Source organism: Hymenobacter terrigena, from assembly GCF_054776515.1.
Map to the genome: position 1 here is coordinate 1,228,681 of NZ_BAAHBU010000001.1, position 14,175 is coordinate 1,242,855.

The following is a 14,175-nucleotide window of genomic DNA, read 5'->3' on the forward strand; positions in this document are numbered from 1 at the left end:
AATTGAATAAATAATCCAACTTTCCGGCGCACACAGGCACGTCCCATCGTTTCCGAAGGGAAGGGGCAGGGAGACGGAATGCTGTAGCCGCACCTTACGCAGCCTGTTCAGAAGCGTCGTTTTGCAGCGCCGCACCCACAATTTCCAGTACTTTCTCTTCCGAGAAGGGCTTCACGATGTAAGCCAGAGCACCATTTTCAATGGCTTCGGACACAATAACCTCCTGGCCAACAGCGCTGCACATTACCACTTTGGCAGAAGGCTGAATTTGGCGGAGGCTTTTCAGTACGTCCAGGCCGGTGTTATCTGGCAGGATTACGTCGAGGGTAATAAGGTCGGGGGAAGTCGAAGCGGCCATTTCCACCGCCTGTGCGCCGTTTGCTGCCTCGCCCACTACTTCGTAGCCGGCATCGGTGAGCATGTTTTTGAGCATCGTACGCATATAAAAGGAGTCGTCGACGATGAGGATGCGCTTATTCATGGAATTGGGGAACGTGAGATTTAAGGGGTAGCCAAGCGTAGTTGCGGGCCACTCTTGTACGGGGCCGGGGCTACGAAGATGCCGTTTTGCCCGGCAGGCGCATCACTTCGCTTGGGGTCAGGAGCTTGCGCATATCCAGCACGATGATGATGCCGCCTTCCGGCAACTTGGCGATGCCTTCAAGATATTTGTCGCGGGTGCTGGAATCCTGCACGAATTCCGGGGCCGGCTCAATCTGGCTCAGCGGCATGGTGAACGGACGCGGAACTTCACGTACCATCAGGCCCAGCACGTAGTCGGCGGCTTCGACGGCAATGGTGTAGCTGCGCTCCGGAATTGGTCGGCCCGCGGGCCGCAGTCGAAACCGTTCCTCCAGGTCCAGAATCGCAATAATGTCGCCGCGCAGGTTGGCAATGCCTTTGATGAAAGGCGGAGTTTTGGGCATGCGGGCCACATCGGGGGTGACGGTCACTTCCTTCACCTGTTCGATGCGAATGCCATAATCCTCATCGCCCAGGCGGAACACGATAAGCTGCACCAGTTCGGCAGGCTTGGCGCGTTCGGCCTTGGCAATGGGAGCGGTTATTTCAGTCTCAGCCATGCAGAATTAGTCGGAATAGGGCTAAACGAATGGGTTGAGAACTATTTGGTTTTGGCTTTCGATTTAGCCGCAGCTTTGCTGACCTTACCGTTTTTTGCGACTTGGTCATTCTTCGCAGCTTTGCCATTCACAGCAGTCTCTGAGCGAGCCTCCTGAGGCTGGGCAGCGGCGGCTTGCGCCCGGGCCGGACGCTCCCGGTGGGCCGGGGCCGCAGCCGCTACAGGAGCGGCCACATCAGCACGATTCCGACGGGCGGCGCCAGACTGACGGCTGGTTTCAGGAGTAACTGACGCAGCCTCAACACGGCTCTGGGAGCGGCGGGTGGCCATGCCATTCTGCGGCTGCGGCGCAGCGGTATACAATTCGCGGGCGCGGTATGTATCGCGGGCACCCCGACGCACGGGCTCCGGTGCGGGCTCCGGCTCGTAGGAACTGAGCTGGAAGGTTTCGAGGCCGGCCTGCAGGTCGTCGGCAATGTCGGTGAGGCGCTGCGAGCTGGTGGTCAGTTCCTGCATGGCCGTCGATAGCTGCTTGGCCGTGCCGGCTACCTGCTGCGTACCGGTTGCCGTCTGTTCAGCAATGGCTACCACTTCTTCCACGTACTTCACCACGTCGCCAATCGAGGTTTTCTGTACCTCGGTAGCCGTGAGAATGTCGCGCGAGGTGCGGAGCGTTTCGCCGCTACTGGTAGCAATGTTTTTAAAGGCCGAGCTGGCTTCGAACGTAGCGTTCTTGCCTTTTAATACTCGGTTTTCCATGGTCGAAATAGCCGTGGCCGCCGTGGTCGTATCCTTCTTCACGTCGTCAACCAGCGTCGCAATTTCGTTGGCCGAACGGCGGGAGCTTTCAGCCAGCTTCCGGATTTCCTCGGCTACTACGGCGAAACCACGGCCAGCTTCGCCGGCGCGGGCTGCTTCGATGGCGGCGTTCAGAGCAAGCAGGTTGGTTTGCGAGGCGATGTCGGTAATTACGCCCAGCGACTTGCTGATTTCCCCCGAACGGGTGCTCAATACTTCGATGGTGCGCGAGGTTTGCGAAGCGGCGCTGGATATTTCTTCCATGTTTTTTACCACTTCGGCCACCGTTTTCAGACCGAGCTGCGAGGTCTGCTCACCCAGGATTGCCGATTTGTTCACGACGTCGGCCTTGTTGGCCGTTTCCTTGGTGGCCTGCATGATTTCTTCAATCAGCTTGAAGGCCTGGTCGGTTTTCAATGCCTGGTTCTGAGCACCTTCGGCCATCTGCTGCATGGCCAGGGCCACATCGACGGTTACGCGGCTCATTTCCTGGCCTTTGCCGGCCATCTCTTCCGAAGAAGTACCCACAATCTGCGACGAGTCGTTGATTTCGCCGAGCAGCTCGTTCAGGTTTTCGACGGCAAGGTTCAGGGCGTCGGCCATGGCCAGAATGTCGCCCGTGGTCGGTACGTCTACGCGCTGGGTCAGGTCGCCTTCCGAGATGGCGCGCACCACGCGGGCCACTTCCAGCACCGGCGAGGCGATGGATTCGAGCAGGGCGTTGAGCGTATCCACCAATTCTTTCCAGCTGCCCGATACACCGCCTACCGTGGCGCGCTCCGTAAGCTTGCCTTCCACACCGGCTACTTTCGCCACGCGGCTAACTTCGACGGCGAGGCGGTTAAGGTCGTCCACCATGCTGTTGATGGTGTCGGCCAGGTCGGCCACTTCGCCTTTGGCCTGCAGCGTTAGCTTCTGCGTCAAGTCACCTTTCGATACCGCGGTTACTACTTTAACAATGCCCCGCACCTGCGTGGTGAGGTTGGAGGCCATGTAGTTTACGTTGTCGGTCAGTTCCTTCCAAACGCCGGCCACGTTTGGTACGCTGGCCTGGCCGCCGAGCTTGCCTTCGGTGCCCACTTCCTGCGCCACACGAGTTACCTCGCCGGCGAAGATATTGAGCGAGTCCACCATCTGGTTCAGGTTGTCCTTCAGGTCCAACAGCTCGCCGTTGACGTTTACCGACACCTTCTGGCTCAAGTCGCCGCGCGATACGGCGGTTGCCACGTTGGCAATGTCCCGCACCTGAGAAGTCAGGTTGCTGGCCATCGTATTCACGTTGTCCGTCAAATCCTTCCAGGTACCGCGCACGTTGGGCACTTTGGCCTGGCCGCCGAGCTTGCCTTCGGTACCTACTTCGCGGGCCACGCGGGTTACTTCGTCGCCGAAGATATTAAGCGAGTCCACCATTTCGTTGAGGTTTTCCTTCAACTGGAGTAGCTCACCGCGCACGTTAACCGTGATTTTCTGCGACAAGTCGCCTTTGGCTACGGCTGTTGCTACGTTGGCAATGTCCCGCATCTGGGAGGTAAGGTTCGAGGCCATCGTGTTTACGTTGTCCGTCAAATCCTTCCAGGTACCCGAAACCTTCGGCACATTGGCTTGACCGCCCAGGATACCCTCCGTGCCCACTTCGCGGGCCACGCGGGTTACTTCGCCGGCGAAGATGTTGAGCGAGTCCACCATCTGGTTCAGGTTGTCCTTCAGGTCCAACAGCTCGCCTTTCACATCTACTGTAATCTTCTGCGAAAGGTCACCTTTCGATACGGCGGTAGCTACGTTGGCAATGTCCCGCACCTGAGAAGTCAGGTTGCTGGCCATCGTGTTTACGTTGTCGGTCAGCTCTTTCCAGGTGCCACCTACGCGGGGCACCACGGCTTGGCCGCCGAGTTTGCCTTCGGTACCTACTTCGCGGGCCACGCGGGTTACTTCGTCACCAAAGATGTTGAGCGAGTCCACCATCTGGTTGAGGATGTTCTTCAGCTCCAGAATTTCGCCCTTCACGTTCACCGTCATCTTTTGGCTCAAGTCGCCGCGGGCTACGGCCGTTGCTACGTTGGCAATGTCCCGTACCTGCGAGGTAAGAGCCGCAGCCATGTCGTTTACGTTGTCGGTGAGGGCTTTCCACACACCGGCCACGTTGGGCACGCTGGCCTGGCCGCCGAGTTTACCTTCGGTGCCCACTTCCTGGGCCACGCGGGTTACCTCGCCGGCAAACAGGTTCAGGGACGCCACCATCTGGTTCAAGTTCTGCTTCAGCTGCAGGAATTCGCCTTTTACATCGACCGTTACCGTCTGCGTCAGGTCACCTTTAGCTACGGCCGTGGCTACGTTGGCAATGTCTCGTACCTGGCTCGTCAAGTTCGAGGCCATGTAGTTTACGTTGTCTGTCAGGTCTTTCCACACACCGGCTACGCTGGGTACCGAGGCCTGGCCGCCGAGGCGACCTTCGGTGCCCACTTCCTGGGCCACGCGGGTTACCTCGCCGGCAAACAGGTTCAGCGAGTCCACCATCTGGTTCAGGTTCTGCTTCAGCTGGAGCAGCTCGCCTTTTACATCGACGGTTACTTTCTGGCTCAGGTCGCCTTTGGCTACGGCCGTTGCTACGTTGGCAATGTCCCGCACCTGAGAAGTCAGGTTGCTGGCCATGTTGTTTACGTTGTCCGTCAGGTCTTTCCACACACCAGCCACGTTTGGCACGCTGGCTTGGCCGCCGAGTTTACCCTCGGTGCCTACTTCCTGGGCCACGCGGGTTACCTCGCCGGCAAACAGGTTCAGCGAGTCCACCATCTGGTTCAGGTTCTGCTTCAGCTGCAGGAACTCCCCTTTTACGTCAACGGTAATTTTCTGCGACAAGTCGCCTTTGGCTACGGCCGTGGCCACGTTGGCAATGTCCCGCACCTGCACGGTGAGGTTCGAAGCCATGTTGTTTACGTTGTCCGTCAGGTCTTTCCAGATGCCGCCCACGTTTGGCACGCTGGCCTGGCCGCCGAGTTTACCCTCGGTACCTACTTCCTGCGCCACACGGGTTACCTCGCCGGCGAAAATGTTCAGGTTGTCAATCGTTTTGTTGATGGTTTCGGCCATCAACTTAAAGTCACCCGACACCGGAATCTGGAAGCTTTCGTCCAGATTGCCGCGGCTGATGTTCTTCAGTACCTTGCCCACTTCCAACACCGGCACAGCGATGCTGTCCACCAGGCCGTTGATGTTGTTTACCATGTCGCGCCAGAAGCCGGCGGCGCTATCGGCCGAAGCCCGCGCCTTAAGGTTACCTTCTACGCCGGCTACTTTCGAGATGCGCGACACCTCGCCCCCTACCCCGGCAATCATGTCCACCATCGAGTTGTAGGCTTCCGCGATTTCGGCGAAGATGTCGTCGTTCTGCTTGGTAAGCCTTACCGACACGTCGCCCTTCTTAAAGGCATCGAGGGCGTAAAGCACCCGGTTGAGCTGGTCGTTGACGTAGCCCGGGTCCTGGGTGTCGACGGAGCCGCGTGAGCCGCCCTTCTTGCGGGTCAGGTCGTTATTGGTGCGCACTACGTCGAGCGACGAAACCGCGCCGGCGTCCGGCGTTGCGTCATTGGTGACATCTGTAGTAAGTGCAGCGGCACGACTCGACTTGGGACGCGGGTTCTGGGGGGAAGCCATATATAGTTACGGGTATCGAATCGGGGAGGGGAAAGCTAATTGGAGCGCGAAGTACGGGGGTTAGCTGCGAATAAGCAAAGGTAATCCCGTCCGGTATGGCGCTGAACCCGCCGGGCTGCAGACTTGTTCCCGGAGCACGGCTCCGGCCGGATTATTGCTAACGGATGCGACTGCTAAGAATTAAGCGGCATCTTTGCGGCCAATTTTAACTTTTCGTCGCAGCTGGTCGTTTCACCCCCACAGCCCCCTTTCCTACTGCCGCACCCCTTACCCGCCCACATGGTCAAGAATTTAGTTATCGTCGAGTCGCCGGCCAAGGCGAAAACCATTGAAGGCTACCTCGGCCAGGATTTCGTGGTGCGTTCCAGCTACGGCCACGTTCGCGACTTGCCGAAGGACAATAATGCCATCGATATTGCCAATGGTTTTAAGCCTACTTACGTGGTTTCGGCCGACAAGCGCGAGCTTATTGCGCAGCTAAAAAAACTTTCGAAGGAAGCCGAAACTGTCTGGTTGGCGAGTGACGATGACCGCGAGGGCGAAGCCATTTCGTGGCACTTGGCCGAAACGCTGAACCTGCCCGAGACCAAAACCAAGCGCATCGTATTTCGCGAAATCACCAAAAACGCCATCCTGGCCGCCATTGCCGACCCGCGCATGGTGAACCAGGATTTGGTGAATGCCCAGCAGGCCCGCCGCGTGCTCGACCGCCTCGTGGGCTTCGAGCTGAGCCCGGTGCTCTGGAAAAAGGTAAAGCCCGGCCTGAGCGCCGGCCGCGTGCAGTCGGTAGCCGTGCGGCTGGTAGTGGAGCGCGAGCGGGAAATCAATCAGTTTCTGAGCGCCAGTGCCTACCGCGTGGTGGCCCGCTTCGATGCCGGCCGCGGCGCGGTGCTGGAAGCTGAACTGCCAACTCGTTATAAGACGCGCGCGGAGGCCGAGGCTTTCCTGGAACGCTGCGTGGGTGCTTCGTATCAAATCGAAAGCCTCGATAAGAAGCCCGGCAAGCGTAGTCCCGCCGCGCCGTTTACCACTTCCACGCTGCAGCAGGAGGCTTCGCGCAAGCTTGGCTTCTCAGTGGCCCAAACGATGAGCGTGGCCCAGAAGCTGTACGAAGCTGGTAAAATCAGCTATATGCGGACGGACTCGGTGAACCTGAGCCAGGAGGCGCTGGCGGGCGCGCAGGCGGCCATCACGGCCTCCTACGGCGCGGAATACCACCACACCCGCACGTTCAAAACCAAATCGGCCTCGGCCCAGGAGGCGCACGAAGCCATTCGCCCCACGGATTTCAGCGCGGTGAAAGCCGGCTCGGATGCGTCGGAGCAGCGCCTGTACGACCTTATTCGCAAGCGGGCCATGGCTTCGCAAATGGCGGAGGCAGTGATTGAGCGCACTACGGCGGTGATTGGCATTAGCACGCAGCCGGGCGTGACGCTCTCGGCTACTGGCGAGGTGATTACGTTCGAGGGCTTCCTGAAAGTGTATGCAGAGAGCAAGGACGACGAGGACGAGGACGACGCCAAAGACGGTGAGTCGAGCTTCTCGCGCGGCCTGCCACCGCTCAGCGTCGGCCAGAACCTGCCCCTGCAGCGCCTGAGCGCCACGGAGCGGTTTTCGTCGCCCCCGGCGCGCTACACCGAGGCTTCGCTGGTGAAGAAGCTGGAGGAAATGGGCATTGGCCGGCCTTCGACTTACGCGCCCACCATCAGCACGGTGCAGAAGCGCGGCTATGTGGAAAAAGACACCCGCGAGGGCAAGGAGCGCAAGTTCCACGTGCTGACGCTGGATGAGAATACCGTCAAGACGGAAGTTAAAACCGAGAATTACGGCGCCGAAAAAGCCAAGCTGTTTCCGACGGATACGGCCATGATTGTGAATGACTTTCTGGTGGCGCACTTCCCAGTGATTGTGGACTATCAGTTCACGGCCAAGGTGGAGGACGAGTTTGACCAGATTGCCAACGGCCACGAAAACTGGACGCAGATGCTGACCGGCTTTTATGGCAAGTTCCACGCGACCATTGAGGCCGGACAGGACATCGACCGCAGCACCGTGGGCGCCACCCGCGAGCTGGGCGTGCACCCCGAAACGGGCGAGCGCATCTCGGCCCGCCTGGGCAAATACGGCCCCTACGTGGCCCTGGGCGACACCGAGGGCGAAACCAAGCCCGCCTACGCCAACCTGCGCAAGGGCCAGTTCATCGAAAGCATCACGCTGGAAGACGCGCTGGAGCTGTTCAAGCTGCCGCGCGTGGTAGGTGAGTTCGAGGACAAGGCCATGACGGCCGCGCTGGGTCGTTTCGGGCCCTACATCCGGCACGATGGCAAGTTTTTCTCTCTCACCAAGGAGCAGGACCCCCACACCATCACGGCCGAAGAAGCCGTGGCTTTGATTGAAAACAAGCGCAAAACCGACGCTGAGCGCCTCATCAAGAGCTTCCCCGAAAACCCCGATATCCAAGTACTGAACGGCCGTTTCGGCCCTTACATCGTGGCGGGCAAGAAGAATGTGAAGATTCCCAAAGGCGAAGAGCCCACAGAGTTGACGCTGGAGCGCTGCATCGAGCTGGCCGACGCCACGCCCGACAAACCCAAAGGCGGCCGTTTCGGCAAGAAAGCCGCCCCGGCGAAGGAGGAAAAGGATACGGACGTCCCAGCGAAAAAGGCCGCCAAAGCGCCAGCAGCTAAAAAGCCGGCAGCCAAGAAACCCGCCGCCAAGAAGCCCGCCGCTAAAAAAGCTCCGGCCAAAACAGCTACCGCAAAAGCAAAATAATTGCGGTTCCCCGCCGTTTGAGTTCCACAAAAAGCCCGCACGATGCGGGCTTTTTGCTTAAGCGGGCATGATGATTATCAATCTGTTTTTTTCGGCAGCGGCGCTTAGCCTGCTGGCGGGCATCCCGGCTGGACCGGTAGCCGGGCCGGCCTATCCGTGGTTCAGCCACGCAAATGATGCAGCGCAGACTTTGGCAGCGCGCTTTCCTGCTCCGAAGGGCTGCCAGCGCGTAGCGGTGACGGCGGGCAGCTGGAGCGAATGGCTACGCGGGCTACCGTTGAAGCCGGCCGGTACCAAAGCGCGACTATTCAACGGCCAGCTCAAAGACCGGCAGGACGTGGTCGCGGCCGTGGTCGACATCGATGTGCCGCCCCAGGATTTGCAGCAGTGCGCCGATGCCGTGATTCGGCTGCGGGCCGAGTATGTTTTCAGCCACGACCCGAACAAGGTGCATTTTCACCTCACCACGGGCTACGATTTCTGGTTTTCGGATTTTGTGGCCGGCCGCACGTTCCGAGTGGCGAATGAGGAAGTGCTGCCCGCCACCCGGCCCGCCGAGGCTCCTACCCACGCGGCGCTGGCCCGCTACCTGGTACCCACGTTCGGCTATGCGGGCACGAAGTCGTTGAGCCGCGAGTTGCGGCCGGTGCCACTGCCGCAGGTGCAGCCCGGCGATGTGCTCATTCACGGCGGCGCGCCGGGGCACGCCGTGCTGGTGGTGGATGCGGCCGAAAACCCGGCAACACATCAGAAATACGTGCTGCTGGCCCAGAGCTACATGCCGGCGCAGAACATTCATGTGCTCCGCAATATTGACGTCCCCACGCTCGGGGCGTGGTTTGCGGTGCCCGGGCCAGCCGAGGCCGAATTTGATACGCCGGAGTGGACGTTTGCCCGCGAGGAATTGAAGCGGTTTGAGTAGCCGCTAGGCCTGAACAGCTGGCACAATGGCCTCGATGCTGACCGCGCTGAGCTCATCGAAACTTCGGATGATGCGGTCGGCCTGGTGCAGGTTCTGGCCTTCGGAATGTGGGCTTACGTAGGCGATGCAGTAGATACCCGCTGCTTTGGCCGCCGCTACGCCGTTGGCCGCGTCTTCGATAACGATGCAGGCGGTGACGGGCGTTTCGGCCAGCTCGGCAGCGCGCAGGAAAATGGCCGGGTTGGGCTTGGACTCGGTAAAATCCTCGCCGCTGACGCGGTAGGTGAAATACTCGTCCAGGCCGAAACGGTCGAATACCCGCGAAATGGTGGCTTTGGAGGCCGAGGAAGCGACTACTAGCTGGATATCGTGGCGGCGCAGGTCTTCGATGAGCGGGCGCACGCCGGGCAGCAGGTCCAGCTGAGTATCCTCATCGAAGGACTTGTTGAACAGTTCGCGCTTGCGCATCACCATAGCTTCCACATCCTGTGTGAGGCCATATTTCTGCTTGAGCAGCTGAAACACGTTGCGCGTGGACTTGCCCAGAAAAGTGGCGTACTCGGCGGCCGAAACGGGAATGCCCAGCTCGGCAAACTGCGTGAAAAAAGCGTGGCGGTGAATGGGCTCGGTGTCGATGATGACGCCGTCCATATCAAAGATTACCGTACGAATCATGAAAGCGGAAGCAGGGAAATACTGTCGGGCAAAGGTACCGGCTGGCTGCCCAGCCCCTGCTCCCGGCAGAAATATTAGAAGTTGGAAAACTTTTTTACCACAAATGATGTATATACATCAAATGTACATACATTTGTACTACAAACGCACCTAACCAACGCCTCAATCATGGCTAACACCGTTCTGCACCTCGCCAATACCCGTGGCCACGCCAATCATGGCTGGCTCAATTCCTTTCACACCTTCAGCTTCGCCGGCTATAATAATCCCGAGCGCGTGCATTTTGGCGCGCTGCGCGTGCTGAACGACGACACCGTATCGGGTGGCATGGGCTTCAGCAAGCACCCGCACGACAACATGGAGATTATCTCCATCCCCCTCTCCGGCGATTTGGAGCACCAGGATTCAATGGGCAACAAAACCGTCATCCGCCAGAACGATGTGCAGGTGATGAGCGCCGGCACCGGCGTGGCCCACTCCGAGAAAAACCACAACCAGCATCAGGAAGTGAAATTCCTGCAAATCTGGGTATTCCCTAAGCAGCGCGGCATCAAGCCCAATTACGGCCAGGAAACTTTCGCCCCGGAGGCCCGCCACAACCAGCTCCTGCAAGTAGTGTCGCCCGCCGGCGATGGTACCAACCCACACATCAATCAGGACGCTTGGTTCCACATTGGCAACCTCGATAAAGGCTTCACGACGGATTACGCCATAAAAAAAGCCGGCAACGGCGTCTACGCCTTCGTGCTGGAAGGCGACGTGACCATCAACGGTCAGGCCCTGCACCGCCGCGACGGCTTCGGCATCTGGGACACCGATAAGCTCGAAATCAGCGCCGACAGCAACGCCGAGCTGCTGCTGATGGAAGTGCCGATGGAGTTTTAATTCGCTCGTCATGCAGAGCGCAGCGAAGCATGACCGTTCCACATTGACCTAACAGTTCAAATAAGCTTATGAACCACGCCCCCACCACCTACCCCGTCCACGACCTCATCCGCAGCCGCTGGAGCCCCCGCGCCTACTCGGCCCAGCCGGTGGAGCAGGAGAAACTTAACCAGGTATTCGAAGCGGCTTCCTGGGCCTTCAGCGCCATGAACGCGCAGCCCTGGCAGTACATCTACGCCCACAAAGCCGACACCGCGGCTTTCCAGAAAATCTTCGATACGCTGATGCCCGGCAACCAGCCCTGGGCCAAAAACGCCCCGGTGCTCATCATTGCCCTGGCCAAAACCACGCACGACAACGGCCAGCCCAACGGCGCGGCCCTGCACGACCTGGGCGCGGCTAACGCCACCCTGTTCCTCGAAGCCACCGCGCTGGGCCTGCACGGCCACGTGATGGGCGGCTTCGACCGCGAGAAGCTCCGCCGCGACTTCAACCTGCCCGACAACCTGACGCCCGCCGTGGTCATGGCCCTCGGCTACCTCGGCGAGGCCGAGCAGTTGGAAGAGCCGTTTTTGAGCCGCGAGAAGGCTGCCCGAAACCGCAAGCCCCTCCCGGAGTTTGTATTCCGGAACGAACTCCCCGCTGCCGTATGAAAACCCGCCTCACCCGCGCCGCTGAGCGTGGCCTCAAAGACATCGGCTGGCTGAAAAGCCACCTCTCGCTCAGCTTCGGCCCCTACCCCGACCCCGAACGCAGCGGCTTTGGCCTGCTCCGCACGTTCAACGACGACGTGGTGCAGCCCGGCGGCGGCTTCGGCATCCACGGCCACGCCAACATGGAAATCATCTCGGTGATGCTGGCCGGCAGCATGAACCACAAGGACACCCTCGGCTACACCGAAGTGGTGCACCAGGACTGGGTGCAAATCATGAGCGCCGGCAGCGGCCTGCGCCACGAGGAGCACAACGTGGGCGACACCGATGTGAACTTCCTGCAAATCTGGATTGAGCCCAAGCTCCAGAACATCGGCCCGCGCTACCAGCGCCGCCAGTTTCCGGAGGACAAGCGGGTGAACCAGCTCACCACCATCGTGAGCAATGAGGAAGGCCAGGCCCACTGCTGGATAAACCAGAACGCCAAGCTCTCCCTCGGCTATTACACCGAGGCCCAGACGGTGGACTACAGCTTTAAGCCGCTGAATAAGCTGCTGTTTCTGTTCGTCATCAGCGGCAGCGTGACGGTGGCCGGCCAGCAAGTAGGCACCCGCGACAGCCTCGGCATTTGGGAAACGGACAGTGTGAGCATCGAAACCGCCGCCGATACCCGGTTTCTGCTGATTGAGTGCCCAATTAACCATTAATAGTAGCACCGTAGGGCGGACTTATAGTCCGCGCCTACCGCATCGTTTCGGGACGCGGACTAAAAGTCCGCGCTACGCAAAGCAATAAAAAAGCTGCCCCATACCAGGGCAGCTTTTTTATTGCTTTGCGAACACGTTTTAACGCGCTACCCCTCGATAAAAGCCAGCAAATCGGCGTTGATGGTGGCGGCCTCCGTGGCAGGCATGCCGTGCGGAAAGCCGGGGTACGAAATCAGCTTGCCCTGTTGCAGCAGCTTGATGGACTTGGCACTGCTGATGGCAAACGGTACGATTTGGTCATCCTCGCCGTGCAGCAACAGTACGGGCAGGGCCACGCTTTTCAGGTCGTCGGTGAAATCGGTTTCCGAGAAGGCCTTGATGCCGAGGTAATGGGCGTTGGCCCCGCCGTTCATGCCCTGCCGCCACCAGTTGTCGCGGATGCCCTGCTTCACCTGGGCCCCTTCGCGGTTGTAGCCATAGAACGGGAGGGTGAAATCCTGGAAGTACTGCGCCCGGTTGGTGGCCGTGCTCTCCCGGATTTCATCAAATACCGACATGGGCACGCCGTCGGGGTTGTTGGCGGACTGCGCCATCAGGGGCGGCACGGCGCTGATGAGTACCACCTTGGCCACGCGGCCCTGGGCGGCGCGGGCCGCGTAGCGAATGGCCACGCCCCCGCCCGTAGAATGGCCGATGTGGACGGCATCCTTCAGGTCGAGATGGTCGGCCAGTTCGATGATATCGGCCACGTAGGTGTCCATGTCGTGGCCGTTCGCGGCCTGCCCCGAGCGGCCGTGCCCGCGGCGGTCGGCCGCAATAACCCGGTAGCCCTTGTTGAGGAAAAACATCAGCTGGCCGTCCCAGTCGTCGCTCGACAGCGGCCACCCGTGGTGAAACACCAGCGGCTGGCCGCTGCCCCAGTCCTTGTAATAGATTTCAGTCCCGTCTTTTACCGTGATAGTTGCCATAGTGCGTTGCAGGAAATAAAGTGAGGAAAGGTGTCAGGGTCCCGGCGTCGGTATGCCGTCGGTGGCCCTGCCTTATAAAAATAACGGCCAGACGGCAGAATATAATGTTTCCTAAATATTATCTATTTCCGCAATAGCCACCGCCGATGGGAGCCGGCTCCCCGCCCCTGCCGGCCGGCGCAGCCCACGCCCGCAACACCAAAAACGCGCCGCCCCTCCGGTTACGGGAGCGGCGGCGCGTTTTTGTTAGCGAGGGTTCAGCCGTAGCATATTCTGAATGGTCAGCTATGAAATAGTAAATCCATGAAGTCCTTTTATCATGAGCCAACAGCCTTATCCTAAGCACACTATTTAGCTCAACACAGCATGCCTCAAGTCTACTTTACCTAAAAGCCATGTTGCGGGCACATATAGCAGCCGTTAGGTTTACAACCAATTCTACTCCACTGGCTTCCTGCTCTCCAATCATGAAAAACGCCGTCTGGTTATTGTCGACTACTCTACTGCTGGCAGGCTGCAAATCCGGTTCTCCCGAGCCAGCATTTGAGCTCACTCCCATTACTCAAACGGGCACCAACACCTTGAGCTTTCGGCTTGAGGGCAAAGTATGGAAACCTTACGGAACACGTTGTTTTGGCTTCGCTGGAGGTGCGTGCATCACCGAACCATTGAATGTGTATTATAATACAAAGGGCAATGAACTGATACTATCGGCATACCTGACAACCGGCAACAGGTCAGAAGATTTTTCCATCGTCTGTGATAGCCTGGTTGAGGCTGGGGTAGTGAAGATATTACCACCCTCCACTCGCAGCTTTAACACGCGTAACGGCCATATTGGCTACGTTAACAGATTGCCCGGCGATTCCCATTATGGCACCTTCGACGCCAGTCGCACCCAAATACAAATTACCCGTTTCGATACCGTCGCGCACATCATTTCCGGCACCTTCGACGGCTATTTGCAGAACCACACTAATTTCAATCAATCAGTAACGGTTTCAGAAGGCCGGTTCGATGTAAAGTATTGAGAGAAATTATCATAAACCTCAACAATTCTCCC

The 14,175-nt window shown here is 59.0% G+C and carries 11 protein-coding genes; 6 read left to right on the forward strand and 5 right to left on the reverse strand.

All coding sequences use genetic code 11. The features are described 5' to 3' along the window. Window positions 1–94: 94 nt before the first annotated feature. The 3 genes from ACYU7Q_RS05025 to ACYU7Q_RS05035 all read right to left on the reverse strand — a co-directional run bounded on the left by ACYU7Q_RS05025 (window position 95) and on the right by ACYU7Q_RS05035 (window position 5,530). Entirely contained in the window at window positions 95–481 is a 387-nt protein-coding gene (locus ACYU7Q_RS05025) for a response regulator (RefSeq protein ID WP_460608336.1), read from the reverse strand. Between the two features lie 70 nt (window positions 482–551). After that, window positions 552–1,082 (reverse strand): chemotaxis protein CheW, encoded by a 531-nt coding sequence (locus ACYU7Q_RS05030; RefSeq protein WP_460608337.1) that lies wholly within the window; start codon window positions 1,080–1,082, stop codon window positions 552–554. A gap of 41 nt (window positions 1,083–1,123) precedes the next feature. Further along, on the reverse strand, window positions 1,124–5,530 hold the full coding sequence (locus ACYU7Q_RS05035; protein WP_460608338.1) for a methyl-accepting chemotaxis protein: 4,407 nt from the start codon (window positions 5,528–5,530) through the stop codon (window positions 1,124–1,126). A gap of 279 nt (window positions 5,531–5,809) precedes the next feature. On the opposite strand from ACYU7Q_RS05035, the gene topA reads away from it, so the two are divergent. After that, window positions 5,810–8,302 carry a type I DNA topoisomerase gene (topA, locus tag ACYU7Q_RS05040; RefSeq protein ID WP_460608339.1) on the forward strand — a complete coding sequence of 831 codons (2,493 nt, stop codon included), beginning with the start codon at window positions 5,810–5,812 and terminating at the stop codon, window positions 8,300–8,302. Window positions 8,303–8,369: 67 nt separating this feature from the next. Further along, window positions 8,370–9,224 carry a DUF4846 domain-containing protein gene (locus ACYU7Q_RS05045; protein WP_460608340.1) on the forward strand — a complete coding sequence of 285 codons (855 nt, stop codon included), beginning with the start codon at window positions 8,370–8,372 and terminating at the stop codon, window positions 9,222–9,224. Between the two features lie 3 nt (window positions 9,225–9,227). Here ACYU7Q_RS05045 and ACYU7Q_RS05050 read toward each other — a convergent pair whose 3' ends face one another. Further along, window positions 9,228–9,899, reverse strand: coding sequence for an HAD family hydrolase (locus tag ACYU7Q_RS05050; RefSeq protein WP_460608341.1), 672 nt, complete (start codon window positions 9,897–9,899; stop codon window positions 9,228–9,230). 168 nt (window positions 9,900–10,067) lie between these two features. On the opposite strand from ACYU7Q_RS05050, the gene ACYU7Q_RS05055 reads away from it, so the two are divergent. The 3 genes from ACYU7Q_RS05055 to ACYU7Q_RS05065 all read left to right on the forward strand — a co-directional run bounded on the left by ACYU7Q_RS05055 (window position 10,068) and on the right by ACYU7Q_RS05065 (window position 12,144). Further along, on the forward strand, window positions 10,068–10,784 hold the full coding sequence (locus ACYU7Q_RS05055; protein WP_460608342.1) for a pirin family protein: 717 nt from the start codon (window positions 10,068–10,070) through the stop codon (window positions 10,782–10,784). A 68-nt stretch (window positions 10,785–10,852) separates the two neighbouring features. Beyond that, the gene (locus tag ACYU7Q_RS05060; RefSeq protein WP_460608343.1) at window positions 10,853–11,437 is read left to right on the forward strand and encodes a nitroreductase family protein; all 585 of its coding nucleotides are present in this window, start codon (window positions 10,853–10,855) and stop codon (window positions 11,435–11,437) included. Then, complete coding sequence (locus ACYU7Q_RS05065; protein WP_460608344.1) at window positions 11,434–12,144, forward strand: pirin family protein; 711 nt, start codon at window positions 11,434–11,436, stop codon at window positions 12,142–12,144. Before ACYU7Q_RS05060 ends, ACYU7Q_RS05065 begins: the two co-directional genes overlap by 4 nt. A gap of 146 nt (window positions 12,145–12,290) precedes the next feature. On the opposite strand, the gene ACYU7Q_RS05070 is transcribed toward ACYU7Q_RS05065, so the two are convergent. Continuing rightward, on the reverse strand, window positions 12,291–13,112 hold the full coding sequence (locus ACYU7Q_RS05070) for an alpha/beta fold hydrolase (protein WP_460608345.1): 822 nt from the start codon (window positions 13,110–13,112) through the stop codon (window positions 12,291–12,293). A 467-nt stretch (window positions 13,113–13,579) separates the two neighbouring features. Between ACYU7Q_RS05070 and ACYU7Q_RS05075 the strand changes: the two genes are divergently transcribed. Then, window positions 13,580–14,143, forward strand: coding sequence for a Riean_0653 family protein (locus ACYU7Q_RS05075; RefSeq protein WP_460608346.1), 564 nt, complete (start codon window positions 13,580–13,582; stop codon window positions 14,141–14,143). The last annotated feature ends 32 nt before the right edge of the window (window positions 14,144–14,175 follow it).

What these genes read in the sequence shown, in the direction of transcription:
- ACYU7Q_RS05045 (WP_460608340.1), top strand. Translation starts at nt 8,370, where the DNA reads ATGATGATTATCAATCTGTTTTTTTCGGCAGCGGCGCTTAGCCTGCTG.
- ACYU7Q_RS05035 (WP_460608338.1), bottom strand. Translation starts at nt 5,530, where the DNA reads ATGGCTTCCCCCCAGAACCCGCGTCCCAAGTCGAGTCGTGCCGCTGCA.
- ACYU7Q_RS05075 (WP_460608346.1), top strand. Translation starts at nt 13,580, where the DNA reads ATGAAAAACGCCGTCTGGTTATTGTCGACTACTCTACTGCTGGCAGGC.
- ACYU7Q_RS05065 (WP_460608344.1), top strand. Translation starts at nt 11,434, where the DNA reads ATGAAAACCCGCCTCACCCGCGCCGCTGAGCGTGGCCTCAAAGACATC.
- ACYU7Q_RS05025 (WP_460608336.1), bottom strand. Translation starts at nt 481, where the DNA reads ATGAATAAGCGCATCCTCATCGTCGACGACTCCTTTTATATGCGTACG.
- ACYU7Q_RS05050 (WP_460608341.1), bottom strand. Translation starts at nt 9,899, where the DNA reads ATGATTCGTACGGTAATCTTTGATATGGACGGCGTCATCATCGACACC.
- ACYU7Q_RS05070 (WP_460608345.1), bottom strand. Translation starts at nt 13,112, where the DNA reads ATGGCAACTATCACGGTAAAAGACGGGACTGAAATCTATTACAAGGAC.
- topA (WP_460608339.1), top strand. Translation starts at nt 5,810, where the DNA reads ATGGTCAAGAATTTAGTTATCGTCGAGTCGCCGGCCAAGGCGAAAACC.
- ACYU7Q_RS05055 (WP_460608342.1), top strand. Translation starts at nt 10,068, where the DNA reads ATGGCTAACACCGTTCTGCACCTCGCCAATACCCGTGGCCACGCCAAT.
- ACYU7Q_RS05030 (WP_460608337.1), bottom strand. Translation starts at nt 1,082, where the DNA reads ATGGCTGAGACTGAAATAACCGCTCCCATTGCCAAGGCCGAACGCGCC.
- ACYU7Q_RS05060 (WP_460608343.1), top strand. Translation starts at nt 10,853, where the DNA reads ATGAACCACGCCCCCACCACCTACCCCGTCCACGACCTCATCCGCAGC.